This window comes from Herbaspirillum huttiense (assembly GCF_004367745.1).
In the GTDB taxonomy this organism is placed as follows: Bacteria; Pseudomonadota; Gammaproteobacteria; order Burkholderiales; family Burkholderiaceae_D; genus Herbaspirillum; species Herbaspirillum huttiense.
Genome location: NZ_CP037993.1, coordinates 3844557 through 3858469, shown reverse-complemented (window position 1 = coordinate 3858469; position 13913 = coordinate 3844557). Strand labels below are relative to the sequence as shown.

Sequence of the window (13913 nt, the reverse complement as noted above, 5' to 3'; positions counted from 1 at the left end):
GTTCAGTGATTGTCTTTGGGCACGTAAGGTCCGCTCTTGCCGACCAGGAAATCAAGGTCCGCGCCCTGGTTGGCCTGCTGCACGTGGTCCGCATAGAGCTTGACCCAGCCGCGCTGCATCTGCGGCGGCAGCTCGGGCTTTTGCCATTGCGCACGGCGGCGCGCCAGTTCTTCCTCTGACACATCCAGGTGCAGCTTGCGCGCCTCCACATCGAGTTCGATGAAGTCGCCGTTCTGCACCAGCGCCAGCGGCCCACCGGCGGCCGCTTCCGGCGAGACGTGCAGCACCACGGTGCCGTAGGCGGTCCCGCTCATGCGCGCATCCGAGACGCGCACCATGTCCGTGATGCCTTTGCGCAGCACCTTTGGCGGCAGCGGCATGTTGCCCGCTTCGGCCATGCCGGGGTAACCCTTGGGACCGCAATTCTTGAGCACCAGCACGCAGGTTTCATCGACGTCCAGGTTCTCGTCATCGATGCGCTTGTGCAGGTCGTCGCTGTTTTCGAAGACCACGGCACGGCCGCGATGCTTGAGCAGGGCAGGGGTGGCGGCCGATGGCTTGATGACGGCACCGTCCGGGGCCAGGTTGCCCTTGAGGATGGCGATGCCGGCCGCTTCCTTGAAGGGCTGGTCGAAGCTGCGGATGACTTCCGGATTCCAGTTCGGCGCATCCTGGCAGTTCTCCCACAGGGTCTTGCCGTTGGCGGTCAGGGCGCTCTTGTCGATCACGCTTTCCAGTTGGCGGATCACTGCCGGCAGGCCGCCCGCATAGTAAAAATCTTCCATCAGGAATTTGCCCGAGGGCTGCAGGTCCAGCAGGCAGGGCAGTTGCTGGCCGATGTCGTCCCAATCCTTCAGATCGAGCTGGATGCCGATGCGGCCGGCAATGGCCAGCAGGTGGATCACCGCATTGGTGGAGCCGCCGATGGCGGCGTTGACGCGAATGGCATTCTCGAAGGCCTGGCGGGTGAGGATCTTGGACAGCACCAGGTCTTCGTCCACCATCTGCACGATGCGCCGGCCGGCGTTGCGGGCCAGCACGTTGCGGCGCGCATCGACGGCGGGAATGGCGGCATTGTGCGGCAAGCCCACGCCCAATGCCTCGACCATGCTGGCCATGGTGGAAGCCGTGCCCATGGTCATGCAGTGGCCGTGCGAGCGATGCATGCAGCTCTCGGCTTCAAAGAATTCTTCCTGCGTCATCTTGCCGGCGCGCACGTCTTCCGACATCTGCCATACGCCCGTACCGGAACCCAGTTCACGGCCACGGTATTTGCCCGACAGCATCGGGCCCCCGGAGACACCGATGGTCGGCACATCCACCGAAGCCGCGCCCATCAGCAGCGCCGGCGTGGTCTTGTCGCAGCCCATGAGCAGCACTACGCCATCGAGCGGATTGGCGCGGATCGACTCTTCCACGTCCATGCTGGCCAGGTTGCGGTAGAGCATGGCGGTCGGGCGCAGCAGCGTCTCGCCCAGCGACATCACGGGGAATTCCAGCGGGAAGCCGCCGGCTTCCCAGATGCCGATCTTGACCTGTTCGGCCAGGGCGCGGAAGTGCGAATTGCAGGGGGTCAGTTCGGAATAGGTATTGCAGATGCCGATCACCGGACGGCCATCGAACTGGTCGTGCGGGATGCCGCGGTTCTTCACCCAGGAGCGGTAGATGAAACCATCGCGGTCCTGGCGGCCAAACCAGGCCTGGCTGCGGCGGGTGGATTTTTTCTTGGTGTCGTCAGTCATTGTCGTTTCCCTGGCAAGGTGCGTGCGCAAGCGCGCACTGCGTCCCTTGCCCTGCTTCATGCGTTCCATGTGCTGCCAGCCGGATGAGGCCGGCAGTGCCGTTCAATGCTTGCTGCCTGCGCGAACCTGGTCTTTGTCGAACTCAGGCGAGAGCGCGCAGGGCGACAGGATGACTGTCGCCCTGGTCAAAGAAATAGCGGGAAAAATCAATCAGCAGGAAGGCCAGCAGGGACCCGAAAGCGGAGCAGCGATGCAAGGCGCGGCGCGCACGGACGCTGGCAGCGGTGGCGGCGCGGCGCGTTTGCGCCCGGCCAGCCGGCGTCCTGCGGTTCACATGCGATGCTGTGCCTGGATAAGCCAATGGGATGTCTCCGTTGCCTGGAGCCGCCGTAGCGGCTGGGTCTGTGCCGTCCGTTCTGCCCTGCGGCCTGCCCCGTCCCCGACGGTGGCGAAGCACGCTGAAGCGACGTGACTTGTGTAATTGGCTGCGAGTCTATTGCAGCCAGATTTGTTTGGTCAAGTGGTAATACCAGATCGCGAGAAAGCTTTTTGTCAGCATTGTGCGGCCGGCTTTTTGCGTCGCCCCTGCAACATGCAGTAAAACACACTGCCTGTCTGAAAGCCAGAGCTGGCAAGGCTTTGCGGCGGGGTATTAATGCTGCATGGCACCAAGGATGAATTTTTTTTGTTCCATTCGATTCATCCTTGACACTGCCTGGGTGATGTGAAATTCTAGCCTCCGCTGGTCAGACCACATGACCTCTGCGCGACTCATCCCAATGCGGGGGCGCGGCCAGCAGCATGATGCAGCCTCACCGGCCCGGTCCGGATTACAAGAACAAGCAGCAAGGCATGAGACCTGCGCAACAGAGACAACACAGGAGACCAGCGGGGAAAATCTCTTCCGCATGGCCAATCACTCCGGCGCTCCCCGCAGGTCAGAGAAGCGGTAACGAAAGTCCTTTGCCAAAGCGTTAGCCGCACCCCATTGCGCGCAATGAGCGCAGATGACAACGGAGGAGACCATGCAGTTGACCCGCAGAACCTTGTTCAAGACCATCCTGGCCGCAGGCGCGGCCTGCACCGTCCTGGCCGCCCCCGCGGCCTTTGCCGCCTGGCCCGAACGTCCGGTCACGCTGATCGTGCCCTGGGGCGCCGGCGGCGGTACCGATGCCACGGCCCGCATCATCGGCGCCTTGCTGGAGAAGGACCTGGGCCAGCCGGTCAACGTGGTCAATCGCACCGGCGGCAATGGTGCGGTGGGCCACCAGGCCATCGCCAGTGCCACGCCGGATGGCTACACCATCGGCATCGCCACGGTGGAGATTTCGATGATGCATCACCAGGGCCTGACCAAGCTGACCCCGCGCGACCTCACGCCGCTGGCGCTGATGAACTTCGACCCGGCCGCGCTGACCGTGAGCAACGATTCGCCCTACAAGAACTTCGACGACCTGTTGAAGGCCATCAAGGCCAATCCGGGCAAGCTCAAGGCGTCCGGCACCGGGCAGGGCGGCATCTGGCACCTGGGCCTGGCCGGCATGTTGAATGACCTCAAGGTTGCGCCCAATGCGGTGCGCTTCGTGCCCTCCAACGGCGCTGCGCCGGCCATGGTGGACCTGGCTGCGGGCGGGGTGGACATCGTCGCGGCCTCGCTGCCGGAAGCACGTTCGCTGATCGATGCCGGCAAGGCCACGCCACTGGTGATCATGGCCAACGAACCGGCGGCGCTCTATCCCAAGGTGCCCACGCTCAAGAGCCTGACCGGCAGCACCTGGACCAACGGTGCCTGGCGCGGCATCGTCGGGCCCAAGGGCCTGCCGGCCGATGTGCAGGGCAAGCTCTCGGCCAGCCTCAAGAAGATCTATGACAGCAAGGAATACAAGGACTTCATGAGCGGACGCGGCTTCGGTACGCAGTATGCCGATGCGGCCGAGTTCGGCAAGTTCATGGACAAGAGCGACGAGGACATGGGCGCCATCCTCAAGACCCTGGGCATGGCCAGGTAACAGGCGTGGAGCAGGCGCATTGACCGCAATCGATGCGCCTGCCTCGCTCTTCTCATCGTGCTCTTCGCTTCGGGACCGTCCCATGAAAATCAATGATGCCTTGTCCGGGCTGCTGATCGCTGTCCTTGCGGTCGTGCTCTGGATCGCTTCTTCCCGCCTGCCCGCGATGGGGCAGGATATCGGGCCCAACGTATTTCCGCAGGCGCTGGCCGGCGGGCTGATGATCTGCGCCGTGCTGCTGGTGCTGCGTGGCCTGCGCGGTTTGCGGCAGGCGCGAGCTGCACGCGGTGGGCCTGCTTCGCGTATTGCCACGGTGGGTGCTGATGAGCAGGACCTGCGCTGGGTCACGCTGCCTGACTGGTTCCGCAGCGGCCATGCGGTGTTTGCCTTCCTGCTGATTCCGTTGTCGCTGGTGTTCTACATCGGGGTCTCGGAACCCCTGGGATTCCTGCCGACGGCCTTCGTGCTGCTGCTGGCGCTGTTCTTGACTTTACGCACCCGCGTGCTGGTGGCCCTGCCGGTGGCGATGGCCAGTGCGCTGCTGATCCACACCATCTTTTACAAACTGCTCAAGGTGCCTTTGCCCTGGGGCATCCTCACGCCCCTGGCCTGGTAAGGAGACGACATGCTTGCCAACCTCTACGCCGCACTGTCGATGGTGTTTGATCCCTACGTGCTGGCGGTGATTCTCGGTTCCTCCATCTTCGGCCTCTTCATGGGGGCGGTGCCGGGCCTGTCCGCTACCATGGCGGTAGCGCTGCTGGTACCGGTGACTTTCTTCATGCCGCCGGTGCCAGCCATCGCGGCCATGGTCTCGGCCACGGCCATGGCGATCTTCTCGGGCGACATTCCCGGCTGCCTGCTGCGCATTCCCGGCACGCCTTCGTCGGCCGCCTATACCGATGAAGCCTATGCCATGACCATGAAAGGGCAGGGCGAGATTGCGCTGGGCGCCAGCCTGGTGTTCTCGGTCATCGGCGGATTGTTCGGTACCTTCGTGCTGATTTTCTCGGCACCGGCACTGGCCGAGCTGGCGCTGAAATTCTCCTCCTTCGAATATTTCTGGCTCGTGCTGCTGGGCCTGACCTGCGCCATCTTCATCGCCTCCGACAATCCCTTGAAGGGCTTCGTCTCGCTGTTCCTGGGCATGTTCATCGCCTCCGTCGGCATGGGCAATCCGGCCGGTGCACCGCGCTTCACCTTCGATCAGCCCGACCTGCTGGGCGGGGTATCGCTGGTGCCGCTGATGGTCGGGATGTTCGCCATGTCCGAGGTGCTGCGCTTCGCGGTCTCGCGCGACTTCACCATGAAGGTTGCGGAAAGCCGCGTCGGCAACGTCTTCAAGGGCATGTGGGGGCTGATGCTCAAGTATCCGAAGTCGGTCTTGCGCGGCAGCGTCCTCGGGACCCTGGTCGGTGCGCTGCCCGGCGCAGGCGCTGACATCGCGGCCTGGATGTCGTATGCGATGAGCAAGAAGATGTCGAAGGAGCCGGAGAAATTCGGCACCGGCCATCCGGAGGGCATCGTCGAATCGGGCGCGGCCAATAACTCGGCGCTGGCCGGGGCCTGGATTCCGGCGCTGGTGTTCGGTATCCCGGGGGATTCGATCACCGCCATCGTCATCGGCGTGCTCTACATGAAGAACCTCAATCCGGGACCGATGATCTTCGTCGACAACCCGGTGTCGATGTACGCGATCTTCCTGGTCTTCATCCTGGCCAACCTGCTGATGCTGCCGCTGGGCTTCTGGTGCATCAAGATGGCCAAGCGCATCCTCTCCATCCCGCGCGGCATCCTGATGCCGCTGATCCTGCTGTTCTGTATCGTCGGCTCCTATGCGACCAACAACAGTGTCACCGACGTGGGCATCATGCTGGTGTTCGGTCTGCTGGCCTACGTGATGGAAGAGAACGGTTTCCCGGTGGCGCCGGCGGTGCTGGGCGTGGTGCTGGGCGGGATGCTGGAAGAACATTTCGTGACCTCGATGATCAAGTCCGACGGCCAGTTCCTGGCCTTCTTCGAGCGTCCCATTGCCGGCACGCTGGGCGTGATCACGCTGCTGCTGTGGTTGTTGCCGCTGGTGCTCAAGCTGGTGCGCAGGAAGCCGCTGGCCCTGGCCTGAGGTGAAAAGATTTCAATCGATGATTCAAGCAAGGAAAGGTGGTTCCATGGCAATGCCCGAACGTTTCTCCGCTGACGCCCTGCGTCAGTTCGCATCCACTCTGTTGCAGCGCGCAGGCCTGGAGGCCGACAAGGCTGACAGTGTCGCCGCCACGTTGGTCGATGGCGACCTGCTGGGCCACGACACGCACGGGCTGGCGCTGCTGGCCCCCTACGTCAAGGAACTGGAAAAGGGCAGCATGGCCAAAACCGGCCAACCCGAGGTGCTCTCGGAGCGCGCCGCCGCGCTGGCCTGGGATGGCCGCCGCCTGCCCGGGCCGTGGCTGGTGCATCAAGGCATCGATGCACTGATCCCCAAGGCGCGCGACTATGGCACCGCTTCGCTGACCATTCACCACAGCCATCACATCGCCTGCCTGGCCGCCTATCTGCTGCGTGCCACGCAAGAGGGCTTCATGATGATCCTGGCCAGCTCGGACCCTGCGGTGCAGAGCGTGGCCCCCTTCGGTGGTACGCAGGCGGTGTTTACGCCCAATCCGATTGCGGCCGGCATTCCCACTTCCGGCACGCCCTTCCTGGTCGACATCTCGGCCTCCATCACCACCAACGGCATGAGCAATCGCCTGCACAAGGCCGGCAAGCAGTTCGAGGAAGAATGGCTCATCGATGGCGCCGGTCATCCCAGCCGCGATCCGGCCGTGCTCTCGGCCACGCCGCCGGGCACCATCCTGCCGCTGGGCGGGCTCTCGGCAGGGCACAAGGGCTTCGGGCTGGCCGTGCTGATCGAGGCGTTGACGGGTGGCCTGTCCGGTTTCGGGCGTGCCGATCCGGCAGCGGGCTGGGGGGCGACGGTGTTCATGTCGCTCTATGATCCGTCGGCCTTCGGCGGCGAGCAGGACTTCAAGCGCCAGATGGATCACATCGCGCAGGCCTGCCGCAGCAATCCGCCGCGCCCCGGCGTGGGCCAGGTGCGCATGCCCGGCGACCGTGGCATGCAGCGCCGCGCCGAGCAGCTGGCGCAAGGCGTGACCCTGCATCCGACCATTGCGCCCATGCTGCGTGAAGCCGGTGCCGCCTACGATCTGGAGTTTCCCCCGACCCTCGCCTGAGGACCATCATGCCCATCGAAGCGATTGAACCGCAGCGCTTGTACCGGCAGATCAGCGACCAGCTGCGCAAGCTGATCGTGGACGGAGAATTCGCCGTCGGTTCACGCCTGCCGTCCGAGCGTGAACTGTCGGTACAGCTGGGCGTGAGCCGTCCATCGTTGCGCGAAGCGCTCATTGCGCTCGAGGTGGAGGGCTACATCGAAGTACGCATGGGCTCGGGCATTTATGTCTGTGCACCGCCCATGCAGCGTGAGCTGCGGCATGACCTGTCCGGCGAGGAAGGACCGCTGGAACTGATCCGTGCGCGCGAGATGATCGAAGGCGAAGTGGCCTATGCCGCCGCCCAGCATGGCAGCAAGCAGCAGATCGCGGCCGTCGAGGAAGCCTACTCGCTCATGATCGCGCATGCCGAAGCGGGCATCGATCCGCTGGAAGCCGATCGCCTCTTTCACATCCGCCTGGCCGAGGCCACCGGCAACAGCGTGCTGGTCGGGCTGGTGACGCAGCTCTTCGATGCCCGCCTGGGCCCGCTGTTCGAGCGCCTGCACAGCCACTTTGACGGCACCCGCGTGTGGCAGGAAGCCATCGAGGAGCACGGCCTCATCATGCAGGCCCTGCGCGAGCGCAACCCTGAACAGGCGCGCGCGGCCATGCGGCGCCACATGGACATCGCCTTCACGCGCTACAGCGCCAATCTGATCCGGGAATACGGCAACCGCCAGCAGCAGGAGAGCGCGCCGCGCAAACGGCCCGCCCGCAAGACTTCGCTTCAGTTGAAGTAGTTCAGTTGAAGTAGGTGCGCGCCATTTCGAAGCGGCGCGAGAAATAGGGATTGTCCATGCGCGTGATGTGCACCTTGCCATTGGTGGAGGGCGCATGCACGAAGCGGCCATCGCCGAGATAGATGCCCACGTGCGAGAAGGGACGGTTCTGGGTATTGAAGAACACCAGGTCACCCGCGCGCAATTGCGAAGGATCGATCTGGCGGCCCTGGCGGGCGATGTCGGCGGCACTGCCGCTGATGCGGTAATTGGCGGCCTGGCCGAAGATGTAGCTGACCATGCCGCTGCAATCGAGACCCGCCGACGGATTCTTGCCACCGAAGCGGTAGCCGGTATCGATCAGCGAGAGCGCATAGAGCGCCACTTCATTGCCATTGTCGGTGGCCGGCAGCGCCGGTGCCTGCGATTGCGGGGCACCGGGCAGCCGGGCGATGGGGGGCGCGGTCGGTGCCGTGCCGCAGGCGGCCAGCACCAGTGCCGCACATACTGCAGCCAGTGCCGACCGGGAAGAGGGCGCAGCGGCCCTGTGCGTCAATGCCATCCTCGCGCGTCCCGCCATCGCTTACTTCCCGATCTTGGCCAGGACGTCTTCCAGCATGGAGAACATCTGGTCGATCTCTTCCTTGGTCACGTTCAGGGCCGGCATGAAGCGCAGCAGGTTCGGGCGCGGCGAGTTCAGCAGCAGGCCCACCGGTTCCAGGTTGCGTGCGGCTTCGACGATCTGCGGGCCGATGTCGCGGCCCAGTTGCAGGGCACGCAGCAGGCCTTCGCCACGCTCGCCTTCGAAACCATACTTCTCGGAGATTTCCAGCGAACGCTGGCGCAGGTACTGGCCGCGCTCGCGCACCGATTCCATGAAGCCGGGCTTGAGCAGTTCCTTGATCACGGCCACGCCCACGGCGGTCATCAGCGGGTTGCCGTTGTAGGTACCGCCTTGTTCGCCGGCTTCGAAGCAGGCGATTTCTTCACGCGCCAGCAGGGCCGCCAGCGGCACGCCGCCGCCGATACCCTTGGCCAGGGTCATGATGTCCGGTTCGATGCCGGAGTGCTGGTAGGCGAACAGCTGGCCGGTACGGCCCATGCCGGCTTGCACTTCATCGACGATCAGCAGCAGGTTCTTTTCCTTGGTCAGGCGACGCAGGCCTTGCATGAATTCCTTGGTCGCCGGGATGACGCCGCCTTCGCCCTGCACCGGCTCCAGCATCACGGCCACGGTGTGGCTGCCGATCAGCGCTTCGACGCTGGCCAGGTCATTCAGGATGGCCTTGGGGAAGCCCGGCACCTGCGGGGCGAACATGGTGTCCCAGCCATCCTTGCCGCTGGCCGACATGGTGGCCAGGGTACGGCCGTGGAAGCTGTGCTTGAAGGTGATGATCTCGAAGCGCGAGGAGCCATCGGCGGCCGGGTTCTTCTTGCCCCACTTGCGGGCCAGCTTGATGGCGCCTTCGTTGGCCTCGGCACCGCTGTTGGCGAAGAACACGCGGTCGAACACCGAGTTGGCCGTCAGCAGCTCGGCCAGTTCCATGGAGGGCGCATTGTAGAAGGCCGGCGACGGGTTGATCAGCTTCTTGCTCTGGGCGTTCAGGGCGTCGGCGATACATTGCGGCGAGTGGCCCAGGGTGTTGACCGCCCAGCCTTGCAGGTAGTCGAGATAGCGCTTGCCGTTATGGTCGGTCAACCACATGCCATGGCCTTCGGTGAAGACCAGCTCGGGGCGGTTGGTGACATACATCAGCTTGTTGGTGTCGGACTGGCTGTATTGCATCGAAAGGCTCCTGCAAGAATAGGGTGGTTGGGAGGGTAGTGCAGACCGTTGCTGACACATGAGCACTAAGCGCTAGGCGGCAGGCGCACGACAGACCCAAAATGGCGAATAAAAAAAAGCCACAGGGTTTGCCTGTGGCTTCGCGATTCGTTTCACTTCACGCGCGCAGCAGCAAACCTTTCTCAGGTTGGCTGCGGCGTCGTAAGAATGTGGCGTTGGCGATCATGCGGTGAAGTTTAGGACGTTTTGCGCAGAGCGTCAAAAAGAAATTTCCCGCCGGAGCCGCTTGCAGGCGCATCGGGCGGGCCACCGTTGCAATTTCATCGCATCTCGCCGGGCCGCGCGGCATCAGGCTTGCGCGGCATCTTCGCAAATGTGCGTGACGCCGGCATGACAGCACCGGCGCCCGCACCCGGCCCGTCAGGCGGCCGGCGTGTCCGACACGGCCTTGGCCAGGTCGGCTTCGGAAGTGAAGGAATCGGCATAGAACTCGTCTTCCGGCAGGCCGCATTCGGCGCTGAAGTCGCGCTGTGCCGATTCCACCACGACCGGCGCGCCACAGGCGTAGACCTGATGGCCCGACAGGTCGGGGAAGTCTTCCATCACGGCGCGGTGGACGAAGCCGGTGCGGCCGCTCCAGTTGTCCTCGGCCTGGGCATTCGAGACCACCGGCACGTACTTGAAGTTGGGCAGGTCCTGCTCCCACTGCTGGCACAGGGCGTTCATGTACAGGTCCTGCGGGCGGCGGCCGCCCCAGTACAGCGTCACCGGGCGCTTCGAGCCCGCATGTTCCAACTGCTCGACGATGGCCTTGATGGGCGCAAAGCCGGTGCCGGACGCCAGCAGGATGATGGGTTTGTCGGAATCCTCGCGCAGGAAGAAGGTGCCCAGCGGGCCTTCGATGCGCAGGATGTCGCGTTCCTTCAGGGTGGTGAAGACCTGGTCGGTGAACAGGCCGCCCGGCAGGTGGCGGATGTGCAGGCTCATGTGCTCATCCTTGTGCGGGGCGGTGGCCATGCTGTAGCTGCGGCGCTTGCCGTCGCGCAGCAGGAATTCCACGTACTGGCCGGCCTTGTACTGCAGGCGGTCGTTGGCCGGCAGCTGCAGCGAGAGGATGATGACGTCGTCGGCCACCTTGTCCAGCTTGGCCACGCGCACCGGCAGCTTGCGCACCGGGATCTCGCCCACGCCGGCCACTTCGCGGGCTTCGATGGTGACGTCGCTGTGCGGCTTGGCCACGCAGAACAGGGCATGGCCCAACTGCTGCTCGTGCTCCGAGAGGGCGCGCACCTGGTGCGGACCGTGCTCGACCTCACCCGAGACCAGCTTGCCCTTGCAGGAGCCGCAGGCGCCGTTCTTGCAGCCGTAGGGCAGGCCGACACCGGCGCGGATGGCGGCCGTGAGGATGGATTCGCTGGCGTCGCAGGAGAATTGGCGACCGCTGGGCTGGACTGTGACTTGGAAACTCATACAATTCTGCTTCTGGATAAATTTGGATTGAACACCGTGAAAAAACTAGGCCTGCCCCGCGTACTGATCCTGGGCTGCGGCGATGTCGGCCTGCGGCTGGTGCCGCTGCTGCTGCCGCGCTACCGCGTACTGGCCGTGACCAGCAACCCCGACCGCCGCGCCGAACTGCGCGCCGCCGGGGCCATTCCCATCGTGGCCGACCTGGACGCCCCCTTGACGCTGGGCCGCCTGGCGCGCCTGGCACCGACCATCGTGCATCTGGCGCCGCCGCAGTCCGAGGGCCGCATCGACCGCCGCACTCGCAATTTGGCCGCCATTTTACCCGAGGGCGCGCGCCTGGTTTATGTGAGTACTACCGGTGTCTACGGAGATTGCGCTGGCGCAAGTTTCGATGAGACCCGGCGCGTGCGTCCGCAGAACGCCCGCGCCGTGCGCCGGGTGGACGCCGAAACGGTCCTGCGCGCCTGGGCCCGGCGCCGCCATGGCAAGCTCTCCATCCTGCGCGTGCCGGGCATCTACGCCGCCGACCGCCTGCCGCTGGAGCGCCTGCACAAGGGCCTGCCGGCGCTGGTGGCGCAGGAGGACGTGCATACCAACCACATCCACGCCGACGACCTGGCCCGCATCTGCCTGGCGGCGATGCGGCTGGGCGCGCCCAATCGCGTCTATCACGCTGTCGACGACACCGACCTCAAGATGGGCGACTACTTCGACGCCGTGGCCGATGCCGCCGGTCTTTCCCGTCCGCCGCGCCTGCCGCGCAGCGAGCTGGAACGCAGCGTCTCGCCGATGATGCTGTCCTTCATGTCGGAATCGCGCCGCCTCCACAATGCCCGCATCAAGCAGGAGCTGGGCGTGCAGTTGCGCTATCCCGATGTGCAGAGCCTGTTGACCCAATGGCGGGAGCAAAGGCTGACGAAGGGCTGACGGCTTTATGCGTTTTGCCCACCTTTCTTATTCGAAATACGAATAAGCATACGATTTTTAAGTAGTTGTTTTGCATAGCCGGGCTCAGTACAGTGCATGCCTGACTCAATGGGGGAGGCTGGAGCAGCCTGTGAAGTTTCTGACCGGCGCGTGCGCCAGCACCGGCGCGCCTCTTCCGTTCCATCCATTCCACGCGCGGCCCGTCCGCGGACCACATGAAGCTATCTTTCAACAACGTCGCCAAGCGTTTCGGCGACCTGCACGTGATCGAGGAATTCACCCGCGAGATCGCCTCGGGAGAGCTGGTCGCGCTGGTCGGCCCCTCCGGCTGCGGCAAGTCGACCCTGCTGCACATGGCCGCCGGTCTGGAAAAAGCCAGCAGCGGCACCGTGTCCGCCGACGGCCAAGCCATTCGCGGACCGCATCCCGAGCGCACCCTGATGTTCCAGGAAAACGCGCTCTATCCCTGGCTGACGCTGCAGCAGAACGTGGCGCTGGCACTGGAATTCCAGAATGTCGACAAGAAGAAATCCGCCGACCAGGCCCGCGTCTGGCTGGAGAACGTCAAGCTCAAGGGTTTCGAAAACTATTATCCGCACCAGGTCTCGGGCGGCATGCGCCAGCGCGCGGCCCTGGCGCGCGCCTTCATCTCGCAGCCCAAGGCGCTGCTGCTGGACGAGCCCTTCGGTGCGCTCGATGCGCTGACCCGCATGACCCTGCAGGATGCCCTGCGCGACCTGATCCGCCAGCAGGGCCCGACCGTGGTGCTGGTGACGCACGATGTCGATGAGGCGCTGTTCCTGGCCGACCGCATCTTCGTGTTCAGCCCGCGTCCGGCCAAGGTCTTGAAGGAATTCAATCTCGTGCATCACGAAAAGACGCACGACCTGTCCGAATTTGCGGCCACCCGCCGCGAAATCCTTTGCCTGCTGGGCATCCACGCCGAGCAGGACGAATTTGCAAAAAACCTGGAAGGGGTAGGAGTATGAAACTCGCACGCATCCTGGCACCGGCCATCACCGCCGCAGCCCTGGCTTTCTCGGGCAACGCCCTGGCCCTCGAAAAATTCAAGATCGGCTACCTGCGCGTCATGGACGATGCCCAGGCCATGGCCGCCTATGAAGCCGGCCTCTACAAGAAATACGGACTGGATGTGGAACTGATCGAATTCAAGTCCGGCACCGACTTGGTCAAGGCCATCGTCGGCGGCCAGCTCGACAGCGGCGTGTTCGGCTTCTCCAATGCCGTGGCCTGGGCCTCCAAGGGCGCGGACCTGAAGGTGGTCGGCGGGGCGCAACTGGGCTATCACGCCCTGGTGGCGCGCGAGGATTCCGGCATCAACAAGGTCGCTGACCTGAAGGGCAAGACCCTGGCTTCGCAAGCCGAAGGCAGCACCGCGGACACCGTGCTCAAGGGCGTGGTCCTGCGTGATGCGGGCGTGAAGCCCGATGACGTCAACGTCATGGGCGTCTCGCCCCAGGTGGCGGTGCAGTCGCTGGTGGGCAAGCGCGTCGATGCTGCCTTCCTGTTCGAGCCGCAGGCGCGCATTGCGCAACTGATCGCACCGGTCAAGCAGGTCTATGAAATCGGCGAAGTCTGGCCCTTCCCCTGCATGGTCGTCATCACTTCCGGCGAGACCTTGAAGAAGAAGCGCGATGCCGTCTGGAAGTCGCTGGATGCGCAACGCGATGCCATCACCCTGCTGCAGAAGAAGCCTGCCGAAGCCTCCAAGCTGATCGCCGGCTACTTCATCGCCGAACCGACCCTGAAGACCCTGAAGCATGGCGAGATGCTGCGTGAAGACGTCATCCGCGACGCCATCAAGAGCCAGACCTTCACCCCCAAGATCAGCAAGAAGGACCAGGACCGCATGCAGGAAATCGCCGATATCCTGCAATCGCAAGGTTCGCTCAAGACCCGCGACGGCAAGCCCTTCGATGTGAATTCCATCACCGACCTGTCGTGGCAGAACGCGCGCAAGCTGTGAT

At 64.2% G+C, this 13913-nt stretch carries 12 protein-coding genes; 8 read left to right on the top strand and 4 right to left on the bottom strand.

Going from position 1 to position 13913, the window contains the following annotated elements:
* Positions 1-2 precede the first annotated feature (2 nt).
* Positions 3-1742, bottom strand: a complete 1740-nt coding sequence (locus tag E2K99_RS17305; RefSeq protein ID WP_134223012.1) for an IlvD/Edd family dehydratase — start codon at positions 1740-1742, stop codon at positions 3-5.
* Positions 1743-2767: 1025 nt separating this feature from the next.
* Between E2K99_RS17305 and E2K99_RS17300 the strand changes: the two genes are divergently transcribed.
* The 5 genes from E2K99_RS17300 (at position 2768) to E2K99_RS17280 (ending at position 7763) form a co-directional block, all read left to right on the top strand.
* Complete coding sequence (locus E2K99_RS17300; RefSeq protein ID WP_134137440.1) at positions 2768-3751, top strand: tripartite tricarboxylate transporter substrate binding protein; 984 nt, start codon at positions 2768-2770, stop codon at positions 3749-3751.
* An 82-nt stretch (positions 3752-3833) separates the two neighbouring features.
* Positions 3834-4367, top strand: coding sequence for a tripartite tricarboxylate transporter TctB family protein (locus tag E2K99_RS17295; protein ID WP_134223011.1), 534 nt, complete (start codon positions 3834-3836; stop codon positions 4365-4367).
* Positions 4368-4376: 9 nt separating this feature from the next.
* Entirely contained in the window at positions 4377-5873 is a 1497-nt protein-coding gene (locus E2K99_RS17290; RefSeq protein ID WP_134223010.1) for a tripartite tricarboxylate transporter permease, read from the top strand.
* A 46-nt stretch (positions 5874-5919) separates the two neighbouring features.
* Positions 5920-6981 carry an Ldh family oxidoreductase gene (locus E2K99_RS17285; protein WP_134223009.1) on the top strand — a complete coding sequence of 354 codons (1062 nt, stop codon included), beginning with the start codon at positions 5920-5922 and terminating at the stop codon, positions 6979-6981.
* Positions 6982-6989: 8 nt separating this feature from the next.
* Positions 6990-7763: a FadR/GntR family transcriptional regulator gene (locus tag E2K99_RS17280; RefSeq protein WP_034334026.1), complete on the top strand. Its 774-nt coding sequence runs from the start codon at positions 6990-6992 to the stop codon at positions 7761-7763.
* 1 nt (position 7764) lies between these two features.
* Here E2K99_RS17280 and E2K99_RS17275 read toward each other — a convergent pair whose 3' ends face one another.
* The 3 genes from E2K99_RS17275 to E2K99_RS17265 form a co-directional block, all read right to left on the bottom strand.
* Positions 7765-8322, bottom strand: coding sequence for a C40 family peptidase (locus E2K99_RS17275; RefSeq protein WP_134223008.1), 558 nt, complete (start codon positions 8320-8322; stop codon positions 7765-7767).
* 3 nt (positions 8323-8325) lie between these two features.
* Positions 8326-9528: an acetylornithine transaminase gene (locus E2K99_RS17270; protein ID WP_134223007.1), complete on the bottom strand. Its 1203-nt coding sequence runs from the start codon at positions 9526-9528 to the stop codon at positions 8326-8328.
* A gap of 420 nt (positions 9529-9948) precedes the next feature.
* The gene (locus tag E2K99_RS17265; RefSeq protein ID WP_034334029.1) at positions 9949-10998 is read right to left on the bottom strand and encodes a CDP-6-deoxy-delta-3,4-glucoseen reductase; all 1050 of its coding nucleotides are present in this window, start codon (positions 10996-10998) and stop codon (positions 9949-9951) included.
* Between the two features lie 36 nt (positions 10999-11034).
* Here E2K99_RS17265 and E2K99_RS17260 point away from each other — a divergent pair, with 36 nt between their 5' ends.
* From E2K99_RS17260 to E2K99_RS17250, 3 genes are all read left to right on the top strand, one after another.
* A complete protein-coding gene (locus E2K99_RS17260; RefSeq protein WP_134223006.1) occupies positions 11035-11925 on the top strand; it encodes an NAD-dependent epimerase/dehydratase family protein in 891 nt (296 codons plus the stop codon).
* Positions 11926-12140: 215 nt separating this feature from the next.
* Positions 12141-12914: an ABC transporter ATP-binding protein gene (locus E2K99_RS17255; protein WP_134223005.1), complete on the top strand. Its 774-nt coding sequence runs from the start codon at positions 12141-12143 to the stop codon at positions 12912-12914.
* Positions 12911-13912, top strand: coding sequence for an ABC transporter substrate-binding protein (locus E2K99_RS17250; RefSeq protein ID WP_134223004.1), 1002 nt, complete (start codon positions 12911-12913; stop codon positions 13910-13912). The genes E2K99_RS17255 and E2K99_RS17250 overlap by 4 nt, the downstream gene beginning before the upstream one ends.
* The last annotated feature ends 1 nt before the right edge of the window (position 13913 follow it).

What these genes read in the sequence shown, in the direction of transcription:
- E2K99_RS17305 (WP_134223012.1), bottom strand. Translation starts at nt 1,742, where the DNA reads ATGACTGACGACACCAAGAAAAAATCCACCCGCCGCAGCCAGGCCTGG.
- E2K99_RS17300 (WP_134137440.1), top strand. Translation starts at nt 2,768, where the DNA reads ATGCAGTTGACCCGCAGAACCTTGTTCAAGACCATCCTGGCCGCAGGC.
- E2K99_RS17295 (WP_134223011.1), top strand. Translation starts at nt 3,834, where the DNA reads ATGAAAATCAATGATGCCTTGTCCGGGCTGCTGATCGCTGTCCTTGCG.
- E2K99_RS17290 (WP_134223010.1), top strand. Translation starts at nt 4,377, where the DNA reads ATGCTTGCCAACCTCTACGCCGCACTGTCGATGGTGTTTGATCCCTAC.
- E2K99_RS17285 (WP_134223009.1), top strand. Translation starts at nt 5,920, where the DNA reads ATGGCAATGCCCGAACGTTTCTCCGCTGACGCCCTGCGTCAGTTCGCA.
- E2K99_RS17280 (WP_034334026.1), top strand. Translation starts at nt 6,990, where the DNA reads ATGCCCATCGAAGCGATTGAACCGCAGCGCTTGTACCGGCAGATCAGC.
- E2K99_RS17275 (WP_134223008.1), bottom strand. Translation starts at nt 8,322, where the DNA reads ATGGCGGGACGCGCGAGGATGGCATTGACGCACAGGGCCGCTGCGCCC.
- E2K99_RS17270 (WP_134223007.1), bottom strand. Translation starts at nt 9,528, where the DNA reads ATGCAATACAGCCAGTCCGACACCAACAAGCTGATGTATGTCACCAAC.
- E2K99_RS17265 (WP_034334029.1), bottom strand. Translation starts at nt 10,998, where the DNA reads ATGAGTTTCCAAGTCACAGTCCAGCCCAGCGGTCGCCAATTCTCCTGC.
- E2K99_RS17255 (WP_134223005.1), top strand. Translation starts at nt 12,141, where the DNA reads ATGAAGCTATCTTTCAACAACGTCGCCAAGCGTTTCGGCGACCTGCAC.
- E2K99_RS17250 (WP_134223004.1), top strand. Translation starts at nt 12,911, where the DNA reads ATGAAACTCGCACGCATCCTGGCACCGGCCATCACCGCCGCAGCCCTG.